Below are 17860 nucleotides of genomic sequence, written 5' to 3'. Positions count from 1 at the left end.
TGATCACCAACGTCATCTCTAAAAATAAAAAAAGGAACTGTGCATCAGTACCACAGTTCCGCGAATCTTTTGTTTTCAAATAAATTGACGATACCCATTATCGTCGACTTCGTCGGCTGATTTTACCTGAACCGCTACGTGTTTTGGGCTTACTATAAGATCTACGCGGCGAATCAAATATGCTGGAACCGTCGCTGTCGCTCCGGTCACGTGAAATCGAGCCTCTGCTCGGTGAACTGCTGGACCCTCTGTCAAACAAACTTCCGCTTGATCCAACGCTAGAATCCGAGTTCTTTCCTCTACGGGTAACCGAACCTTTCCGCTCCACCGTAATCGGCGGAATTGCCTTTTTCTCCTGCACTGTAGGAGCACGATATTGGCCCTGAGAAGGTCGGTATACATCTCTGCTGGAGTAGCCTCGATAGGAGCCTGAACCACGCAACGAATCAAACAGAGCATCTAGTACAGTTGCGGTTAAGTATCCTTTTAGAAAGCTTGAACTGTAATTTTGTTCGACATACTTTTTACTGTCAATTTCAATGAGTGTATCTTCCTTCTTAGCTGGATCTTGCTGCAAATGGTACCACTCATCGCTATATACCAGAAACATCCGCTCATTGCTCTGCGGTGACATTTGTTCCGGTGTACGCTGTTCTTTCAATTCCTCCGCTACTTCCGGGACTGTCTTGCCAGCTGCCCGGTATACATACGAGGTCGAGTTTCCGCTGCCACTAACCGATTCCAGCGGATACGTATCTTTTACACTTGGCGCGCCGCAGCCGCTTAACACGGATACGAACAAGCTCAGCGCCACAATGACCTTTAATGCATACTGCCAGGTGCGTTTGCTCATGTGTAACCCTCTCCTAGCTTGCCCGAATAACCTTGACGTCTCCGGTAATCACTTCTTCTCCTTCATAAAGCATAAAGCGACCGTCCTGCCACTCTACTCGCAACAGATGGTAATCATCAGACTGGTACTGCCACACATGCTGCTCTCCACCCTGTCGGAAAGGAGCACGGGCCATGACGGTAACATGCCCAGAATACTGCTCCTCCAAATGATACGTTGTATCATCCAACTCTAAAATGGTCGGCACTTCCTCAGGGTTGTCAAGTCTGCCGTCGATGGCCTGATATAGTCCAAATTGCAGTGTTTCCCGTTCCTCAATATGAAGATAACTGACTTGATTACCATCCTGAAGCGTCAAAACAACGGCATTCCGGGCACGATTATGTACACGACCTACCACTTCATAGGTGACAAGCGACACTTCACAGATATCACCTGGATTTAAGTGAAGCATGCTTTTCTCTGCTTTCGGCGGCTCCGGCTTAGCAAATAGATTTGAAATTCGTTTCCACACACTCATGGTTATATTCCTGCCTTTCTTAGCCTAGAAGCATGCTGTAATGATCAAGGCGCCAACCAGATGCAGCGCTCCTGAAAACAGACCGAAACCAATTTTACCTTCCTGTGTCCCTTTATCCAGATCAAACTGAGCCCAGTACCGCAACAGCAGACGTACAATAACTTCCAAAACAAGCAGGATGACAAAGGCAATCACAGAATACACAAGCGCTTCGAGCAAATTATTAGCTGTAGCGATAGAGCCTGACAAGATATAACCTTGTGCAACTAACTTCATAATCATTCGTACCGTTACGGCCATATTTCCAGCCTTCACTTCGGCAAAATCCTTATACTTCGTAAATAAAGAGTCGACATACATTAATGCGAAGATCAAAATAGCCCCCGCACCAGTCCATACAAGCATTGCTTTCATCGTTTCTAAAAAATGCATTTCATACCATCCTCCACATCTTCTTGACCTTCATATAATGTTTTACGCCTCCAGGCAGGGAAAAGCGAAGGAGAAAACGTTTCTCCTTCGCTTCCTGAGCAATCACTCTTGGCGGCACTGCTAAAATGTTCTTATTTATTTTCGTATTGCTTCAACAAAGCGGCAAGCTCATCATCCACGGCGCTTTTCTTATCCAGCTCCTTGAACTCCTCATCCAACGATTTTTCCTTAGAAGACATTTCGTTGCTCGCTTCGGCACGTGCTTCTGCTTGCAGCATTTTTTCTTCCATACGCTTCAATCCGGCAGTTGCCGTATCAGAGCTAAAACCGTTCATAGCTTTGTTAATTTCAGTTTGCGCTTTAGCTGCATTATAACGGGCAACCAGTGTCTCGCGCTTGTTTTTCATTTCTGTCAGCTGTCTGCGCATTTCATCCAGCTTGCCACGCAGGTTATCGGCTGCAGCTTTGTTCTGTTCGTAACCAGCTTTGAACTCATTCATTTTTTGTTCAGCAGATTTCTTTTCTTCCAGCGCGCGACGAGCCAGATCTACATTTTGTGCTTTTGCAGCGGTATGTGCCTGTTCTTCGCGTTTCTTTACCAAAGCAGCCTGTTCTTCGTATTGCTGTTTGAATCTCTTTTCAATAGCAATTTGAGCGGCTACCGCTTTCTCTGCATCTTCCAGGTCCTCTTGCATATCACGAATGTATTGATCCGTCATTTTAATTGGGTCTTCTGCCTTGTCAATAATGGCGTTAATGTTGGACATCGTAAGATCTCTTAATCGTTTGAAAATAGACATGTGAAGTTCCTCCTAGAGTTGAATGCTTAAATTTTAAGCTCTGTACACATGTTTACGCAAGCTTTGCAAAGAGGGTTTCAAAAATATCTAAAAGCCGCGCAAATAAGGCTCTGGGATGTCGGCCTGTACTTTTAGCTCCCGCGATGCATGCAACGCCCAATAGGGATCACGCAGCATGGCACGGCCTATTGCTACCAGATCAGCTTCTTTCTGCTGAACAACCCGACGGGCGTCCTCATAATCATCCAGTAAGCCAACAGCAATTACAGGTACATTCAGCTTTTCACGGATGGTATGAGCCAAATCCACCTGATAGCCGGCACGCGCAGACGGGCCTCCGCCAGAACCAATCGGACCCTCACCACCAGAAGAGATATGGAAAATGTCCACACCCGCATCACGATATCGTTCCCCTACGCCTGTTATGTATTCCACATTATATCCATCCTCGACGTATTCTTTGGCAGATATCCGCATAAGCACAGGCATATCAGCAGGAAGAACCTCTTTAACAGCATGTATGACCTCAACACCGAACAGTGACAAATCCTGCCCATATTCATCTTCTCTGGCATTTGTTAAAGGCGAATGAAATTGATGGATCAGATAGCCGTGAGCGCCATGTATCTCGACCGTGTCAAAACCTGCTTCCACCGCGCGGCGCGCGCCTTCTTTGTATGCCTGAACCAGTTCCCTGACTTCAGCTGTCTTTAAGGCGTGCGGCTCTTTAAAGCGTTCGCTAAAAGGAATCGAGGAAGGACCCACAGGTTGCTCAGCATCTTCAGCCTTGCGTCCAGCGTGGCCTAGTTGAATGCCAATTTTGGCACCATACTTGTGAACTTCCTCTACAATCTTACGATATGCAGGAATATGTTCGTCACTCCAAATACCCAAATCACGATCTGTAATACGTCCATCTGGATGGACCGCTGTCATTTCCACAATAATAAGTCCAGTGCCTCCTACTGCCCGGCTCACATAATGGACATGATGCCAATCCGTTGGATTTCCGTCCTTGGCCTCCACGCTGTATTGGCACATCGGGGGCATGACAATCCGATTTTTTAAAGAAAGCCCCTTTAATTGATAAGGAGTAAACAAGTCGGTCACTTTTATCCATCCTTCCTTCAATTCCATGTCTGTATAATTATGAATTGCATCCCCATTATACACCAGCTGTCACGGTATACCGAATTCGTTGTAAGGCTAAAACTTGCGAAAATGCTCCTGTTTTCGGTCATGTTTAAGAGAATATGTACGTTTAGCTCCATCATCTTCATTGATAATCGTTTCATCGTGGACTTCTTTCCAGTCGTTTATGAGCCGAACTTGGTAACCAGCATATTTTTAATAGGACAGGTACATAATAGTCGAGAGCACCACTAGGTATCACTGCACGGAAAGGGGGGATACATATGCCGTACAGGGGAGTGTTGCCAGGCTTGGCACTGTTACTAGCATTTTCAAGTTTACCCGTTCACGCGGATGCGCCTCCCAACATCGGAACGCCCCATCCCAAGGAAGCAACTGTTGCTTCTTCTGTACAACAGAGCACAGATCGAGCAACTCCTACATTAGCAATGCTGCGAAAAAAACATGCGGACATTTTTAAAATGTGCGGCCCACACACCCGCCAAATTGCCCTAACCTTTGATGATGTGCCCGATTCTAGGTATACGCCGCAGGTTTTGGACGTATTACACGCCAATGGCATCAAAGCTACATTTTTCATCGTCGGTCACCGTGCGGAAAAGCATCCGGGGATCATACGCCGTATTATCCGTGAAGGCCATGCTATAGGAAACCATTCCTATACTCATCCGGATTTTAGGAAGGCCACACCAGAACGCTTTCGCAACCAGATTACAAAAACAGAACGTATTTTACAAGCCAGCGCAGGTTTTCGCCCCAAGTTGATTCGTCCACCCTACGGTGAAATCACGGAGCCTCAAATCCAGTGGGCACGTCGTCATGGCTACATGATTGTCAATTGGAATGTAGACTCTCTCGACTGGAAGGGACTAAGTAAAACACAAATTCAGCGCAATGTGATCCCAGCTACTGGGCCTGGCTCTATTATTTTAATGCACGCAGGTGGAGGTCAAAGTTCCAACTTGCAAGGCACTGTCCAAGCTCTGCCGGGTCTAATTCACTCTCTAAAAGCTAAGGGCTACAAATTTGTGACAGTCCCCCGGCTACTCCACACATCGGAACAGAAATAACCATATGTTTATGATTGAGCTACAAGCTAAAGCAACGTAAAAAGGCTGTCTTACCAGCAGAAGTTTTCTGCTCGTCAAGACAGCCTTTTTTATGGATAGGACCTGATAAGAGTCTGACCTAGTTATATGCGGTAGGATACAGGCATTAAGTTTACATAATATATATTATGTTTAATTAAACCATATACACGTATAATGCTATTTATCAATAACGTACAGCTTCACATTTTGAAATCCAAAGTCGTTCACAAATGATTTGTTGCCAGGAATAAAGATATCAATCCGTTTTCCTGTAATGGCGCTGCCCTGATCACGAGCGACAGCTACAAAAGAATGATCCGGCAAACCTGGGTGGGAATAGCCTGTAACCAGCACTTTCGTGCCCATCGGAATGACGTTCGGGTCTACCGCAATTGTACCTAGTTTAAGCGGATTGCCGTAGTAGTCCACAGCTCCCCATTTACCATTCTCATCGGCTGCGGCAGAATACGCAGTAGCCTTAACGTCAACTATTTTGCTATAGTTAAATGTTTTGCCCCACGCTTCAATCGTTGGCCCCTCATTCGCTGGTGCTTTCTCCGTAAGAAGCTGAGGCTTCGAATCCGAAGCTGCATTCACACTTTTTTCACCAGGTACCTTAATTTGCAGACCTGCATATATATTGTTAGAGGCAATGTTTGGGTTCGCCTTCGTCAGCTCGTCCACTGATACTCCATAACGTTGAGCAAGCAAAAAGAAGGTATCGCCATCTTTGGCAGTATGAAGCGAAGCAGCATCCGCTACTCCAGCTGTCTGTGCCAGCCCTGCAATGGCTGCGGCAAGCACCGCAAATTTCATGGTTTTTCCAATATGTTTTAGATGTTTCAAAGATATGTACCTCCTCTGTTATGCCTGCGAAGTTAGCTGTCGGATTCGGACTCAGGAGAAGCCCTATGCTTGTGCAATTCACCCCTAGGCATATTCCATATCGTCTTATGACGTTTCGGAAAGACTGCCGTTGTTACGTCCCCCGCACTTCCCATAGTTTGGGCCCAGCATTCAGCGTTTGTCATAACCGCATGCTGTCCCGGTAAGTTTTGGCTTACTGCATAATATCACAATTTTGTAACCTTATCCGCATGAAAATGTTGGGAACCTTGAACATCATACTATACTCGTTACAATTTTGTCACCAAGAAATCGATATTTGTTACGAAAATATGGTGAAATGGTGACAAAAAAAGAAAAAGCCCTCCGTCAAACGGAGGGCTTTTTTATAGCTCATATCAGCACTTTCTTACAATACTTTGGCAAGAAAATCACGGGTGCGATCATGGCTTGGAGTACCAAATACCTGCTCTGGTGTACCTTGTTCCACAATTTGACCGTTATCCATAAAGATGATTCGATCGCCTACCTCGCGGGCAAAGCCCATTTCATGCGTCACGATTACCATGGTCATGCCGCCTTCGGCGAGCTTCTTCATTACATCCAGAACCTCTCCAACCATTTCAGGGTCCAATGCAGAAGTCGGCTCATCGAACAGCATTACGTGCGGCTGCATGGCCAAAGCACGCGCAATCGCAATACGTTGCTTCTGACCACCGGATAGCTGGTTCGGATAGGTATTCTTCTTATCCTCAAGCCCTACGGTACGCAGGAGTTCTAGCGCAATTTTTTCCGCTTCCTTCCCTGACTGTCTTCTAACCTGCGTTGGTGCTAGCGTCAGGTTCTGCAACACTGTTTTATGCGGGAACAGATTAAAATGCTGGAACACCATCCCCATCTTCTCCCGGGTTACATTAATATTATGACCACGAGCTGTAATCGGCTCGCCCTCAAACAAAATCTCCCCGTTCGTAGGCTGTTCTAGCAGATTCATGCAACGCAAAAACGTACTCTTCCCCGAACCGCTGGGACCGATGATGACGACGACTTCACCTTTGGCGATATCTATATCAATGCCTTTTAAAATCTCATTCTTGCCGAACGATTTACGCAGTTGTTTAACGGTGATCACTGGCTCTCAACTTCCTTTCCCATAAACCCAGCAGCTTAGACAAGCTGAATGTCATTACAAAATAAATAGCGGCTGCGATTACGAACGGACTTAACCCTTCGTAGGTAATGTTCTTAATGACCTGGGCCTGATACATAATATCCACCATCCCAATGGTCGAAATAATGGATGATTCTTTAATGATCGTAATAAACTCATTACCGATAGCAGGCAAAATAGATTTAAATGCTTGCGGCAAAATGACATGACGCATAGCTTTGCCTCGTCCCATACCCAATGAACGGGCAGCCTCCATCTGTCCACGGTCTACTGCCTGGATACCTGCACGGAAAATTTCAGCCAGATATGCCGAGCTATTCAGAGACAATGTGATTATACCAGACTGGAGTGGAGTAAAATTGACACCCAGCGTCAAAGCAACCCCGTAGTGAATAATCATGAGTTGCACCAGCATAGGTGTGCCACGCAGTATCTCTACATAAGTGGTACCTAACCACTCAATGATGCGTACTCCACTCATACGTAGCAAGGATATGATCAGACCAATGATGAATCCGAACAGTACTCCGAGCGCAGACAGCAACAAGGTGTAGCCGATACCCGTAGCGTATAAACTGCGGTATTTCCAAAAAATATCTACAATGTTATTAGAAGAAACCTGACGATCCGCAGAAAGTGCACTCGCTTCCGTGGAAAACTTCTCAATCGACCCGTCTGCTTTCAGGCGAGCCAACGTTTTATTTACAGAAGCAAGCAATTCTGCATTCCCTTTACGGATACCTACAGCTGTTTCTGCTCCCGCATCCTCAGGCACAGCCTTGGCAAGGGTTACGGTACCGTCTAACGTGTATCCTTTAGCAACCGTATCTTCGATCACGACAGCGTTCACACGCTGGGTCCGCAGCTGGAGTACCAGGTCAGATATTTTATCCAGTGAAGTTACAGAGGCATTGGGCACTTTTTGAGCAATCTCTTCCTGAATACTTCCCTTTTGTGCTCCGATCTTCTCGCCTTTCAAAGCATCCATCGTCGGATATTTGTCTTTATCCTCTGGGCGTACCATGATGACTTGCTTGGAGCGATAGTATACATCCGAAAAATCAATACTCTTTCTGCGTTCATCCGTTGGTGTCATACCGGACAGTACCAAGTCTACACGACCACTTTGCAGAGCAGGCAGCAAAGAGTCAAAACTCATGTCTTCAGGGACCATCTCCGCATCCAAATCTTTGGCGATTTCCTTGGCGATATCCACATCGAACCCAACAATGGTATCCTTACCGTTAATGACTTTATGAAACTCATACGGCGGAAAGTCGGCACTCATGCCCACTACAAGTTTTTTCTGTGGCTTTGCTTCCGTTCCGTATGCATTGAGCATGGGAAGACCAGTCAACAGCAAGATAACCGCCGTCAAAACCAGGGCGGTAAAACGATATGCCTTTTTCAATCTTTTTTTCTCTCCTTAAATTCTTTATAATAAATAAGATTGTGTCATTATAAATGAATATGCATGATTATGCAATGAATGTTATAGTACAATTTCAGCATACCTAACGCAGTACCTACATTACAGCTTATATAAAGGAGTTTTCAGCATGGATTTTAAACAGACCATTCAACAGACCATCGAGCAGCATGCCCCACGGTTTAAGGACATTTCGTTATTTATTGGCGCAAATCCTGAACTTGGAAACGAGGAATTTCTGGCCGCTGCCCGTTTAAAAGAAGAACTGGTTTTTCACGGATTTGAGGTCCAGGCACCTGTATTGGGCATAGAAACAGCCTTTATTGCAACTTACAAAGCTGCAAAACCCGGGCCGGTTGTCGCTTTTCTGGCAGAATATGACGCTCTGAAAGGTCTAGGACACGCCTGTGGGCACCATTTGATATGTATGATGAGTACTGGTGCTGCCGTCGGCCTCAAGTCGATCATCGACGAAACTGGTGGAGAAGTACGGGTATATGGCACACCTGCCGAAGAAACACGCGGTGCAAAGGTCCCTATGGCCGCTGCCGGATTGTTTGATGATTGCGACATCGCACTTATGACGCATCCTTATGACCGTTACGAAAAATCAGGCAAATCACTGGCGATTGATGCTGTACAATTCGAATTTTTTGGTCAATCTGCTCACGCGGCTGCCAGCCCGCACGAAGGCATTAACGCGCTGGACGCTGTGATTCAAACGTTCAATGGCATCAATGCGTTCCGTCAACAAGTAAAAAGTACAGTGCGTATCCATGGGATCATTAACCAGGGTGGGCAAGCAGCCAATATTATTCCTGATTACGCCTCAGCCCAATTTTATGTAAGAGCGGCTACACGTCAAGAACTGAACCCACTGACTCGCCGTGTTATTCAAATTGCTGAAGGAGCTGCTTTACAGGCCGGGTGTCGTTTGGAGACCTCCAATTATGAGACTTCTTATGATGAAATGGTCACGAACCGTGTACTTTCCGATGCGTTTACCGCAAATTTGGTGCAGGCTGGCATTTCACAAGAAGATATAACGGAAGGCGAAGATCACGGCTCCATGGATATCGGAAATGTATCGCTTCATTGCCCTGCTATCCATCCTTACATTCAAGTTATTGACGAGAAGCATGCCTTGCATACACCAGAATTCCGCGATTTGGCGATGCAGGACCGGGCCATGGAAGGAACGCTGCTGGCTGCGAGAACTTTGGCATGGACTGCTTGCGATGTAATCACGAATCCTGAACTGCTAGCCCGGATAAAAAAAGAATTCGCTCTGCTGAATAACGAACGCTAAATCTTAATTCCGTGTTCTTTCAGAAAGGAGTAGTCAGCCATCATGGATAGTATGAGCAGCTTTTGGACGTTGTTTATTGTGGTGATCCTCTTCATTTTTTGGTTTATATTCCGTGCAATACGCAGAAACCGGGGAAACAGAAAAACACGGAGCCGGAATGCTTTTTTCCTCAGCTCCCCATCCCCTTCGTCCCTTGCGCAGGAGCGTCATCCAGAGATTACAGAGCTGATGCAGCTACTGGAGCAATCCATTCCCGCCTCCTATGCTCATAGCGTAAGGAGTCGTGTAATCGAAGCCCACCCTGAGCTGACGGAGCAAGAATATGATTGGCGCTGGCATGAGCTAAAACGATATTTTATGCTATGCGCGATTATGAATCGAGTGCCTATGTTCAGTAGTGATGTGGATGAATTATGGCACGAAATGTTGATGTTTACCCGCGAATATCAGCAATTCTCGGAAGCTTTTTTTGGTCGTATGCTTCACCATGCTCCTCATTCCGGCGGCTCTCAGCCGATGCCTGAGGAGCGGGCGTGGTTTGACTGGTTGTATGTAGAATGCTTTGGCTGGAACCGCTATAGCGCCAGTTTGTGGGGAACTTTTTTTAATCATCCATTACCTAGCGACGAGCTTTCGCGCTATTACAAACTCACAACTTCCGCGCAGCCAGCAGGTGACCGCTGGAATACGCAGGAGAATATAGCCATTTCACAGCAGGCCCAACAAGCGGTTCATAAGATTGTACAACATCTGCGCGAGCGGGTGAATAAAGCGGTGGATGATCCTGAGGGTAAGCAATTGCCTAAGGTCAACTATTTACAGGTCGACTACTTGTTATTAGCTTTTGTGTGGTATTCATGGTATCAACCTGAGCAATTTGCCATACACATGCACCCGGATGCTACAGGTAATGCCGTATTAGCTAGCTCATCCGGCTGTAGCTCGGCAAGCGGCTGTTCGAACTGGGATACACATCACTCGCACCATCATTCCTCTCATGACAGTTCTCATCATGGAGGCTCTTCTCATCATGATTCAGGCGATTCTGGTAGCCATTCTTCGTGTAGCAGTGGCTCTTCATGTGGAAGCAGCTGTGGTGGTGGGGGCGACTGATCATAGCAAAAAAGGGAATTCCTCAGCCAGAAAACTTGGCTAAAGGGATTCCCTTTTTCTTTAACATGACTGGGGTGTTCCTACTCTGTCCAGTCCGTTTTTGTTAGCAAATGGTAAATATCCATATACGCTTCGGCTGAAACATCCCAACTATATTCTCCTGCAAAAGCCGTCTGTGTAAGCTTCGACCAATGCTCAGATTGGCGATAAAAATGAACAGCACGACGAATGGTGTTCAGCATATCATGTGCATTGTAGTTCGTGAAACTAAATCCGTTTCCTTCACCTGTGGATTCATTGTAAGCCTGCACAGTATCGTTAAGGCCCCCTGTTTCTCGTACAATAGGGATACTTCCATAACGAAGTGCCAGCAGTTGGCTGATCCCGCAAGGTTCAAACCTTGATGGCATAAGATACATATCGCTTGCCGCATATATTTTTCGTGACAGAGGTTCGCTAAAAGCGAGCTGCGCCGACATTTTCAGTGGATAGCGTCCTGCTGCCTCACGGAACCAATGCTCAAAAGCCGGATCCCCTGTTCCCAGCACGACAAACTGGAGATCATCATAATACAAGATTTCGTCAAGCACTCTCGTTACCAGATCTAGCCCCTTCATATCTACAAGCCGGGTTACCATGGCAATCATAGGTACGTCTGGCCGCACCGGCAGACCCAGCTCCTTCTGCAGGCCAATTTTGTTTTCCTTTTTCTTTGTCAGACTCGTGCGGTACTTCGTATAAATACGATTGTCCGTGGCAGGATTGTAGCTTTTGGTGTCAATTCCGTTCACAATCCCCGTTAAGCGACCCTGATCTCCCAATTTACGAAGCAGACCCTCCAGCCCATATCCGTAAAATTCCGTTTGAATCTCCTCTGCATAGGTTGGACTTACGGTCGTGACATGATCCGAGTACGTAAGCCCACCTTTCATAAAATTCAGTCTGCCATGATATTCCACACCCTCGGGGGTGAAATAGCTCCCATCCAGGTTGAGCAGCTCAGTTAAGACCTCATACGGAAAATCCCCCTGATACAGCAGATTATGTATCGTAAACACTGTGCGAATATCACTGTAGAAGGGCAAATGTCGATAATCAGCATTCAGAAGCAGCGGAACCATCGCCGTATGCCAATCATGACAATGCAAAATATCCGGCCGAAAGTTCAGTTCAGGCAGCACTTCTAAAATCGCCCGGTTAAAAAAGGAAAAACGTTCGCCATCATCCATATAACCGTAAATACCGTCACGACCGAAGTAATACTCATTGTCTATAAAATAAACCTTGATTCCGTCTAATGTCAGTTCCTCTATTCCACAATATTGATTACGCCAGCCTACGGCTACTTGCTTCACCGCTACCGGACGCAGAGACTTTTTATAAGTATTGGGAATCCCCGCATATTTAGGTAAAATGATTCGGACGTCGCACCCCGCCTGACGAAGTGCCTTCGGCAGTGCGCCAATGACATCAGCCAACCCGCCTGTTTTAATAAATGGATGTGCTTCTGCTGCCGCAAACAAAATGTTCATATGTGCTTCCTCCTTATGTGTTTAATCTGCTTTTTTAGGCCTCCGAGGCGCTTTCTTGAGTATAACGATGCTCAGGGGTGGTATGGTCACCTCCAAGCTGTGAAGCTGTCCGTGGCAAGGGATGGGGGCGGTCCGTATTATTCCCGTATTCAGCTGGTCCCTTCCCCCAAAGTCCTTATGATCACTGTTCAGCAGTTCGATATAACTCCCGGCCTTTTCCAGCCCAATTCGGTAGTTCTCTCTGGGCACGGGCTGAAAGTTAATAAGCACGACCAGTGTATCTCCCGGCTTTTTACTTTTACGTAAATACGTAATTACGCTCTGCCCACGGTCCTCCGCCTCAATCCACTGATATCCATCCCACGAATGATCCAGTTCCCATAATGCCTTTTCCTGAATATACAAATGATTCAGCGCTTTCGTAAAGGCGTGCAGCGAACGGTGACTGTCATAATCCAGCAGAAACCAGTCAAGCTGCTCCTCATCCTTCCATTCGATGAATTGGCCGAATTCCCCTCCCATAAATAAGAGTTTTTTGCCCGGTGAGGTGATTTGGTAACCGAGAAGCGCTCGAAGCCCGGCAAATTTTTGCTCATAGCTACCCGGCATTTTATCAAGCAACGACTTCTTACCATGAACAACCTCATCGTGCGACAACGGCAGTGTAAAATTCTCGCTGTACGCATAAGCTATGGGGAATGTCAGCAAATTATGGCGCTCCGGCCTCTGATCGAAATCCGTTTCGATATAATCAAGCGTATCGTTCATCCAGCCCATATTCCATTTGTAATTAAAACCGAGTCCTCCATCGCTTACCGGGGAAGTCACCATCGGCCAGGCACTGGACTCCTCTGCCATCATCAGAGCATACGGATAATAGCGGAATACTGTTTCATTCAGTTGTTGAAGGAAGGCAATAGCCTCCTCATTTTCAATGCCTCCTTTAGAGTTAAAACGATATTGACCGTCCTGCTTTTCAAAATCCAGTCGTAGCATACTCGTCACTGCATCTACGCGCAGGCCGTCAATATGGTACACATCCATCCAGAATAGCGCATTAGATATCAGGAAAGAACGCACCTCCGGCTTGCTGTAATCAAACGTCAGTGTTCCCCAGCCGGGCTTTTCCGCAATCAGCGGATCCGCGTATTCGAACAGGGGCGATCCGTCAAACAGCCTTAATCCATGAGCATCCTTGGCAAAATGGGCTGGAACCCAATCCATCAGCACTCCGATTCCCGCCTGATGGCAACGATCCACCAAATACATAAAATCATGCGGTTCTCCATACCGGCTTGTGAGTGCAAAATATCCGGTGAGCTGGTAGCCCCAGGAAAGATCATACGGATGTTCACTCAGCGGCATCAGCTCAATATGTGTATACCCCATATCGGTCACATAAGGCACAAGAAGATCTGCTATTTCCCTGTATGTATAAAACGTACCATCTTCTTTTTGCTTCCAAGTGCCCAGATGAAGCTCGTATATGTGCAGAGGCTTTCCATAAGGTGCTCTACGTTTTCGGCGCCAAATCGCATCGTTCCAAGCATAACCATCTATAGAAGCTACCACAGAAGCCGTTGCCGGTCTCACTTCAGCACGTACCGCGTAAGGGTCTGCTTTCAGGAATCGTTCACCGTTTGCCCCCGTAATGTCGTATTTGTAAAAAGTTCCTTGGGATATCCCCGGAAAAAAACGACTCCAAAAACCGGATTTGGGAACCCTATATAAGGAATCCTGTTCCCCATTCCAGTTGTTGCGATCTGTAGCAAGCCCGACATGGAGAGCATGAGGAGCCCAGACCGTAAAGCGGACGCCCTGTTCTCCGTTCTCCACAGTAAGGTGGGAACCCAAAGATCGGTAGCTGTGATAAAGCGTTCCTTCATGAAACAAATAAATATCTTCCGATGAAATAGCCTGTTGCGGAAGAGTTTGGTCTGTCATCACGTCACCACCCTTATATGTTTTGTAAGTAAAAATGTATGAATCGGTAATGCATTCGCTTTTGGGTCAAAGCTGACCTGAGTTATTACCCCATTCTAGCCACAATGAACAGAAAAATGACTAGGAAAAAAATAAACCTTAGTTTTGGGGGAATCTTATATACCTTATGGTTTCAAGAGTACCCCATACCGTTTATGTATGTACTACACTGACAACTAAACCGGGAGGGAAACGAAATGTTTAATAAAGAATGCATTGCCATGCTGCTGGCAGGCGGAGAGGGACGCCGTCTTGCTCCCCTTACTTCAACGATTGCAAAACCCGCCGTACCTTTTGGCGGTCATTACCGGATCATCGATTTTCCTCTCAGTAACTGCGTAAATTCAGACATTGATACTGTAGGTGTACTGACGCAATATGAGGCAGAATCCTTGCACGAACATATCGGGGATGGAACACCATGGGGTCTTACAAAAACAGATGACAAAGGAATTACCCTGCTTCCATCTTATAACACAGGTAACGCTGAATACTTAGGAACGGCAGATGCTATTCATAAGAATATCGAATATATTGACAGCCAAAATCCGGAGCATGTGCTTATTTTATCCGGTGATCATATTTACTATATGAATTATCGTGAAATGCTGAACCACCATAAGGAAAAAGGAGCTGCAGCTACCATTTCTGTCATGGAGGTACCTTGGGATGAAGCACACCGTTTTGGTGTTATGAGTGCCGATGAAGATCTGCGTGTCACAGAATTTGCAGAGAAACCGGAGAAACCGGAAAGTAATTTGGCCTCCATGGGGATTTACCTTTTCAAATGGGATTACTTAAGAAATTACCTGTTAGAAGACGCACAGGATGCTCAATCCAGTCATGATTTTGGTAAAGATATCATACCTAAAATGTTAGCGGACCAAGAATCCTTGTACGTTTATGAATTCCAGGGCTATTGGAAGGACGTGGGTACCGTTAAAAGCCTATGGGATTCACACATGGATTTGTTACAGGATGATTGTGCTATCGACCTTCAACGCAAGGACTGGCCGATGTATACACGTGAACGCCGCACAAGGTTGAGCGCACAAAAGGTACCTAACCGTCAAACACAACCATTGGGTAGCTTGTTGCATGATTCCTGCCAAGTAGAGGGCCGAATAGAACGCTCCGTTGTATTTAGTGGTGTCGAGGTAGGTAAAGGATCAGCCATCAAAGAAAGTATCGTTATGCCTGACACACGTATTGGACGTAACGTCCATATTGAACATGCGATTATCGGTGAAGGTGCTGTGATTCGCGATGGTGCTGTCATTAAAGGTAACCCGGGCGAAATTATGGTCATCGGACCCAATGAAACGGTATTTGGTAAAATGGCGGTACGACCGCAAACTACACGTATGCTGAAAGAAGCTTACGAGCGCAATACACGCTTGCGTGCCGAAGGTTTTACTTCATAACGTACCCCCAAATTAAAAACAGCCAGCCCTCCCGATTGAGAGGACTGGCTGTTTTTCTAATTACACCTATAAGTAGGCTTTAAATCTGTCCTTCAGTAAGTTGTGATGGTTCCACGGACTGCTCTGCTTGCAGAGCAGGTAATGAAACCGTAATGGTAGTTCCAGCCCCCAATTCACTTCTGATGAGCATCTGACCATGATGACGCTCGATAAACTGTTGCGAGATTGCCAATCCCAGTCCAGTACCACCGTTTTGGTGGTCTACCTGGAAAAAGCGGTCTCTGACTCTGGCAAGATTTTCAGCACTAATTCCAATCCCTGTATCTTGTACGGATATCTCGATATTGCCATCAATCCGTTGTAGAGACAGGAAAATAATTGAGCTTTCATGCGAAAACTTGATAGCATTGTCCACAATGTTCAAAAACACCTGTTTTAGACGGTTACCGTCTCCATGGACGAGATATGCCGTTTCCTCCGAATCCAGCTGAAGTTTTATCTGCTTCATTTCTGCTTTGGCCCATACGTTCAGCATAATTTCCTGCAAAAGCTCCCGTAGATCCACCGTTCCCATCACAAGCTTCATGGCATTTTGCTCCAGCTTGGAAAAATCGAGGATTTCCTCCACCAAGCCAATCAGTCGATCCGTCTCTTTAGAAATAATCTTCATCCCGATTTTCGTCTCTTCCGGGTCATAACCGCCAGAATTTAACGTTTCACTCCAACCTTTAATAGATGTAAGCGGAGTACGCAATTCATGAGATATGGATGATATAAAATCATCCTTGATTTGATTTGTTCTGACAATTTCCTGTGCCATATAGTTCAGAGTCGAAGCCAGTTCACCCAACTCATAGCGATAATCGCCTTCAATGCGTGCATCAAACCTCCCCTGAGCCATCTGAGCAGATACATCGCGGATATTATTAATTGGTCTAACAATGGAATTCGCGAGCCCTGTACTGACCACAAATACAATAACCAGTACAGCTGCCATGATGCCAAGAGAAAACAGCGTAATCGTAAACAACTTATCATTTACCAATTCCAGCGAAGTCGTATACCGAATAACATACACCTGGTCTCCGACGATATTGTCCAGTTTTTGAGATACCGCCATCACCTGCTGCCCCGTACTCGGTTGCTTTCCGATCCATTTGCCCGTATCTCCAGCTAATGCTTGTGTCACATCACTTGTTTGCACACTTAGATCTGCTGCAAAATTAGTCGAGTTATCAATTACATTTCCCTGTTCATCAAGCAACTGCAGTTCAGTGAAGGGCAGAGAAAATGTATTTAACAAATACGATTGCAAAGACTGTTCCGGCTCTTTGAATTTGGGTGCAAATTCACTTACCGATTCGATACGGCTTTCGATATGTTTGTAAATGGAATCGTAATAGTACGACCGGAGTGCAAACATAAAAATGACTTCTACTAACAGAAGCGCCAAGAACACTACGAAAAAATAGTGAAGCACAATCTGTCGGCGAATCCCCTTTTTGATCATTGAGACTGACCTTTCCATTTATATCCATGTCCCCACACTGTTTGTAAAAAAGCTGGCTCAGATGGATTGTTTTCAATTTTCTGCCGCAAACGTCGGATGTTCACATCCACAATTTTCGGATCGCCCATATATTCCTTGCCCCATACGTGATCAAGTAGAACATCTCGGCTGAGCGGCGTGTTTTCTTTTTCGAGAAAAAATTGAATCAGGGAAAACTCAGTCGGTGTCAACTCGATCAGCTGCCCGCTCTTCTTAAATTGCTTAGCAATCAAATCTAGCGTAAACGGTCCAGACTGGAAGGACACTTTGGCTGCTGTTTCACGATGTACATTCACCCGACGCAATAACGATTGAATACGTGCAATCAGCTCCGTCGGGCTAAAAGGTTTACTCACATGGTCATCGGCCCCTACAGACAAGGCATACACCTTATCCTGCTCCTGTACCTTCGCTGTGAGAAAAATAATGCCGATGCGTTCATTCGTTTCCCGGATTCTCCGACAGACTTCAAAACCATCCATACCGGGTACCATTACGTCAAGCAGTGCAATATCAATATCCCGCACCGTGTTCAAAATATTCAGAGCCTCATGCCCTTCCGACGCCTCCAGCACCTCAAAACCGTTACGTTTCAAGTTAATGACGATAAAACTGCGAATGGATTCCTCGTCTTCCATGATTAAAACTTTACTCAC

At 46.0% G+C, this 17860-nt stretch carries 16 protein-coding genes and 1 riboswitch; of the genes, 4 read left to right on the top strand and 12 right to left on the bottom strand.

Translation table 11 applies throughout. The annotated features are described in order from the left end of the window. Window positions 1–97 precede the first annotated feature (97 nt). From MKX59_RS13465 to MKX59_RS13445, 5 genes are all read right to left on the bottom strand, one after another. Window positions 98–853 (bottom strand): DUF4247 domain-containing protein, encoded by a 756-nt coding sequence (locus MKX59_RS13465; RefSeq protein WP_028541696.1) that lies wholly within the window; start codon window positions 851–853, stop codon window positions 98–100. A 13-nt stretch (window positions 854–866) separates the two neighbouring features. Beyond that, window positions 867–1373, bottom strand: coding sequence for a DUF4178 domain-containing protein (locus MKX59_RS13460; protein ID WP_028541697.1), 507 nt, complete (start codon window positions 1371–1373; stop codon window positions 867–869). Between the two features lie 24 nt (window positions 1374–1397). After that, entirely contained in the window at window positions 1398–1805 is a 408-nt protein-coding gene (locus tag MKX59_RS13455; RefSeq protein WP_013310484.1) for a DUF350 domain-containing protein, read from the bottom strand. A 131-nt stretch (window positions 1806–1936) separates the two neighbouring features. Further along, window positions 1937–2605: a PspA/IM30 family protein gene (locus tag MKX59_RS13450; protein WP_013310486.1), complete on the bottom strand. Its 669-nt coding sequence runs from the start codon at window positions 2603–2605 to the stop codon at window positions 1937–1939. Window positions 2606–2692: 87 nt separating this feature from the next. Next, a complete protein-coding gene (locus MKX59_RS13445; RefSeq protein WP_023988950.1) occupies window positions 2693–3715 on the bottom strand; it encodes an NADH:flavin oxidoreductase/NADH oxidase in 1023 nt (340 codons plus the stop codon). Window positions 3716–4020: 305 nt separating this feature from the next. Between MKX59_RS13445 and MKX59_RS13440 the strand changes: the two genes are divergently transcribed. Beyond that, window positions 4021–4827, top strand: a complete 807-nt coding sequence (locus MKX59_RS13440) for a polysaccharide deacetylase family protein (protein WP_340858481.1) — start codon at window positions 4021–4023, stop codon at window positions 4825–4827. A 198-nt stretch (window positions 4828–5025) separates the two neighbouring features. On the opposite strand, the gene MKX59_RS13435 is transcribed toward MKX59_RS13440, so the two are convergent. From MKX59_RS13435 to MKX59_RS13425, 3 genes are all read right to left on the bottom strand, one after another. Next, window positions 5026–5694, bottom strand: coding sequence for a 3D domain-containing protein (locus tag MKX59_RS13435; protein WP_023988952.1), 669 nt, complete (start codon window positions 5692–5694; stop codon window positions 5026–5028). A 6-nt stretch (window positions 5695–5700) separates the two neighbouring features. Beyond that, a riboswitch (cyclic di-AMP (ydaO/yuaA leader) is annotated at window positions 5701–5869 on the bottom strand. A 234-nt stretch (window positions 5870–6103) separates the two neighbouring features. Continuing rightward, window positions 6104–6826, bottom strand: a complete 723-nt coding sequence (locus MKX59_RS13430; protein ID WP_068942600.1) for an amino acid ABC transporter ATP-binding protein — start codon at window positions 6824–6826, stop codon at window positions 6104–6106. Beyond that, window positions 6813–8276 carry an ABC transporter substrate-binding protein/permease gene (locus tag MKX59_RS13425; RefSeq protein ID WP_023988953.1) on the bottom strand — a complete coding sequence of 488 codons (1464 nt, stop codon included), beginning with the start codon at window positions 8274–8276 and terminating at the stop codon, window positions 6813–6815. Before MKX59_RS13425 ends, MKX59_RS13430 begins: the two co-directional genes overlap by 14 nt. A gap of 148 nt (window positions 8277–8424) precedes the next feature. On the opposite strand from MKX59_RS13425, the gene MKX59_RS13420 reads away from it, so the two are divergent. Both MKX59_RS13420 and MKX59_RS13415 read left to right on the top strand, forming a co-directional pair. Continuing rightward, the gene (locus tag MKX59_RS13420; RefSeq protein WP_264453699.1) at window positions 8425–9603 is read left to right on the top strand and encodes a M20 family metallopeptidase; all 1179 of its coding nucleotides are present in this window, start codon (window positions 8425–8427) and stop codon (window positions 9601–9603) included. A 42-nt stretch (window positions 9604–9645) separates the two neighbouring features. Next, the gene (locus tag MKX59_RS13415; protein WP_339200227.1) at window positions 9646–10716 is read left to right on the top strand and encodes a hypothetical protein; all 1071 of its coding nucleotides are present in this window, start codon (window positions 9646–9648) and stop codon (window positions 10714–10716) included. Window positions 10717–10796: 80 nt separating this feature from the next. Here MKX59_RS13415 and glgA read toward each other — a convergent pair whose 3' ends face one another. Then, on the bottom strand, window positions 10797–12248 hold the full coding sequence (gene glgA, locus MKX59_RS13410) for a glycogen synthase GlgA (RefSeq protein ID WP_340858480.1): 1452 nt from the start codon (window positions 12246–12248) through the stop codon (window positions 10797–10799). A 21-nt stretch (window positions 12249–12269) separates the two neighbouring features. Next, complete coding sequence (glgB, locus tag MKX59_RS13405) at window positions 12270–14192, bottom strand: 1,4-alpha-glucan branching protein GlgB (RefSeq protein WP_023988957.1); 1923 nt, start codon at window positions 14190–14192, stop codon at window positions 12270–12272. Window positions 14193–14428: 236 nt separating this feature from the next. On the opposite strand from glgB, the gene MKX59_RS13400 reads away from it, so the two are divergent. Next, window positions 14429–15655 carry a glucose-1-phosphate adenylyltransferase gene (locus MKX59_RS13400; protein WP_023988958.1) on the top strand — a complete coding sequence of 409 codons (1227 nt, stop codon included), beginning with the start codon at window positions 14429–14431 and terminating at the stop codon, window positions 15653–15655. Between the two features lie 79 nt (window positions 15656–15734). Here the strand turns inward: MKX59_RS13400 and MKX59_RS13395 are convergent, their stop codons facing one another. Both MKX59_RS13395 and MKX59_RS13390 read right to left on the bottom strand, forming a co-directional pair. Further along, entirely contained in the window at window positions 15735–17165 is a 1431-nt protein-coding gene (locus MKX59_RS13395) for a sensor histidine kinase (protein ID WP_023988959.1), read from the bottom strand. Further along, window positions 17162–17860, bottom strand: a complete 699-nt coding sequence (locus tag MKX59_RS13390; RefSeq protein WP_023988960.1) for a response regulator transcription factor — start codon at window positions 17858–17860, stop codon at window positions 17162–17164. Before MKX59_RS13390 ends, MKX59_RS13395 begins: the two co-directional genes overlap by 4 nt.

Source organism: Paenibacillus sp. FSL R7-0340 (assembly GCF_038002205.1).
GTDB classification, from domain to species: Bacteria; Bacillota; Bacilli; order Paenibacillales; family Paenibacillaceae; genus Paenibacillus; species Paenibacillus polymyxa_B.
Note: the sequence above shows the minus strand (reverse complement) of the source record. Positions and strands in the feature narration are given on the sequence as shown.

Bases quoted from the DNA above. Each gene is read 5' to 3' on its own strand.
- MKX59_RS13415 (WP_339200227.1), top strand. From the start codon at position 9,646: ATGGATAGTATGAGCAGCTTTTGGACGTTGTTTATTGTGGTGATCCTC.
- MKX59_RS13450 (WP_013310486.1), bottom strand. From the start codon at position 2,605: ATGTCTATTTTCAAACGATTAAGAGATCTTACGATGTCCAACATTAAC.
- MKX59_RS13460 (WP_028541697.1), bottom strand. From the start codon at position 1,373: ATGAGTGTGTGGAAACGAATTTCAAATCTATTTGCTAAGCCGGAGCCG.
- MKX59_RS13420 (WP_264453699.1), top strand. From the start codon at position 8,425: ATGGATTTTAAACAGACCATTCAACAGACCATCGAGCAGCATGCCCCA.
- MKX59_RS13395 (WP_023988959.1), bottom strand. From the start codon at position 17,165: ATGATCAAAAAGGGGATTCGCCGACAGATTGTGCTTCACTATTTTTTC.
- MKX59_RS13465 (WP_028541696.1), bottom strand. From the start codon at position 853: ATGAGCAAACGCACCTGGCAGTATGCATTAAAGGTCATTGTGGCGCTG.
- glgA (WP_340858480.1), bottom strand. From the start codon at position 12,248: ATGAACATTTTGTTTGCGGCAGCAGAAGCACATCCATTTATTAAAACA.
- MKX59_RS13400 (WP_023988958.1), top strand. From the start codon at position 14,429: ATGTTTAATAAAGAATGCATTGCCATGCTGCTGGCAGGCGGAGAGGGA.
- MKX59_RS13440 (WP_340858481.1), top strand. From the start codon at position 4,021: ATGCCGTACAGGGGAGTGTTGCCAGGCTTGGCACTGTTACTAGCATTT.
- MKX59_RS13455 (WP_013310484.1), bottom strand. From the start codon at position 1,805: ATGCATTTTTTAGAAACGATGAAAGCAATGCTTGTATGGACTGGTGCG.
- glgB (WP_023988957.1), bottom strand. From the start codon at position 14,192: ATGACAGACCAAACTCTTCCGCAACAGGCTATTTCATCGGAAGATATT.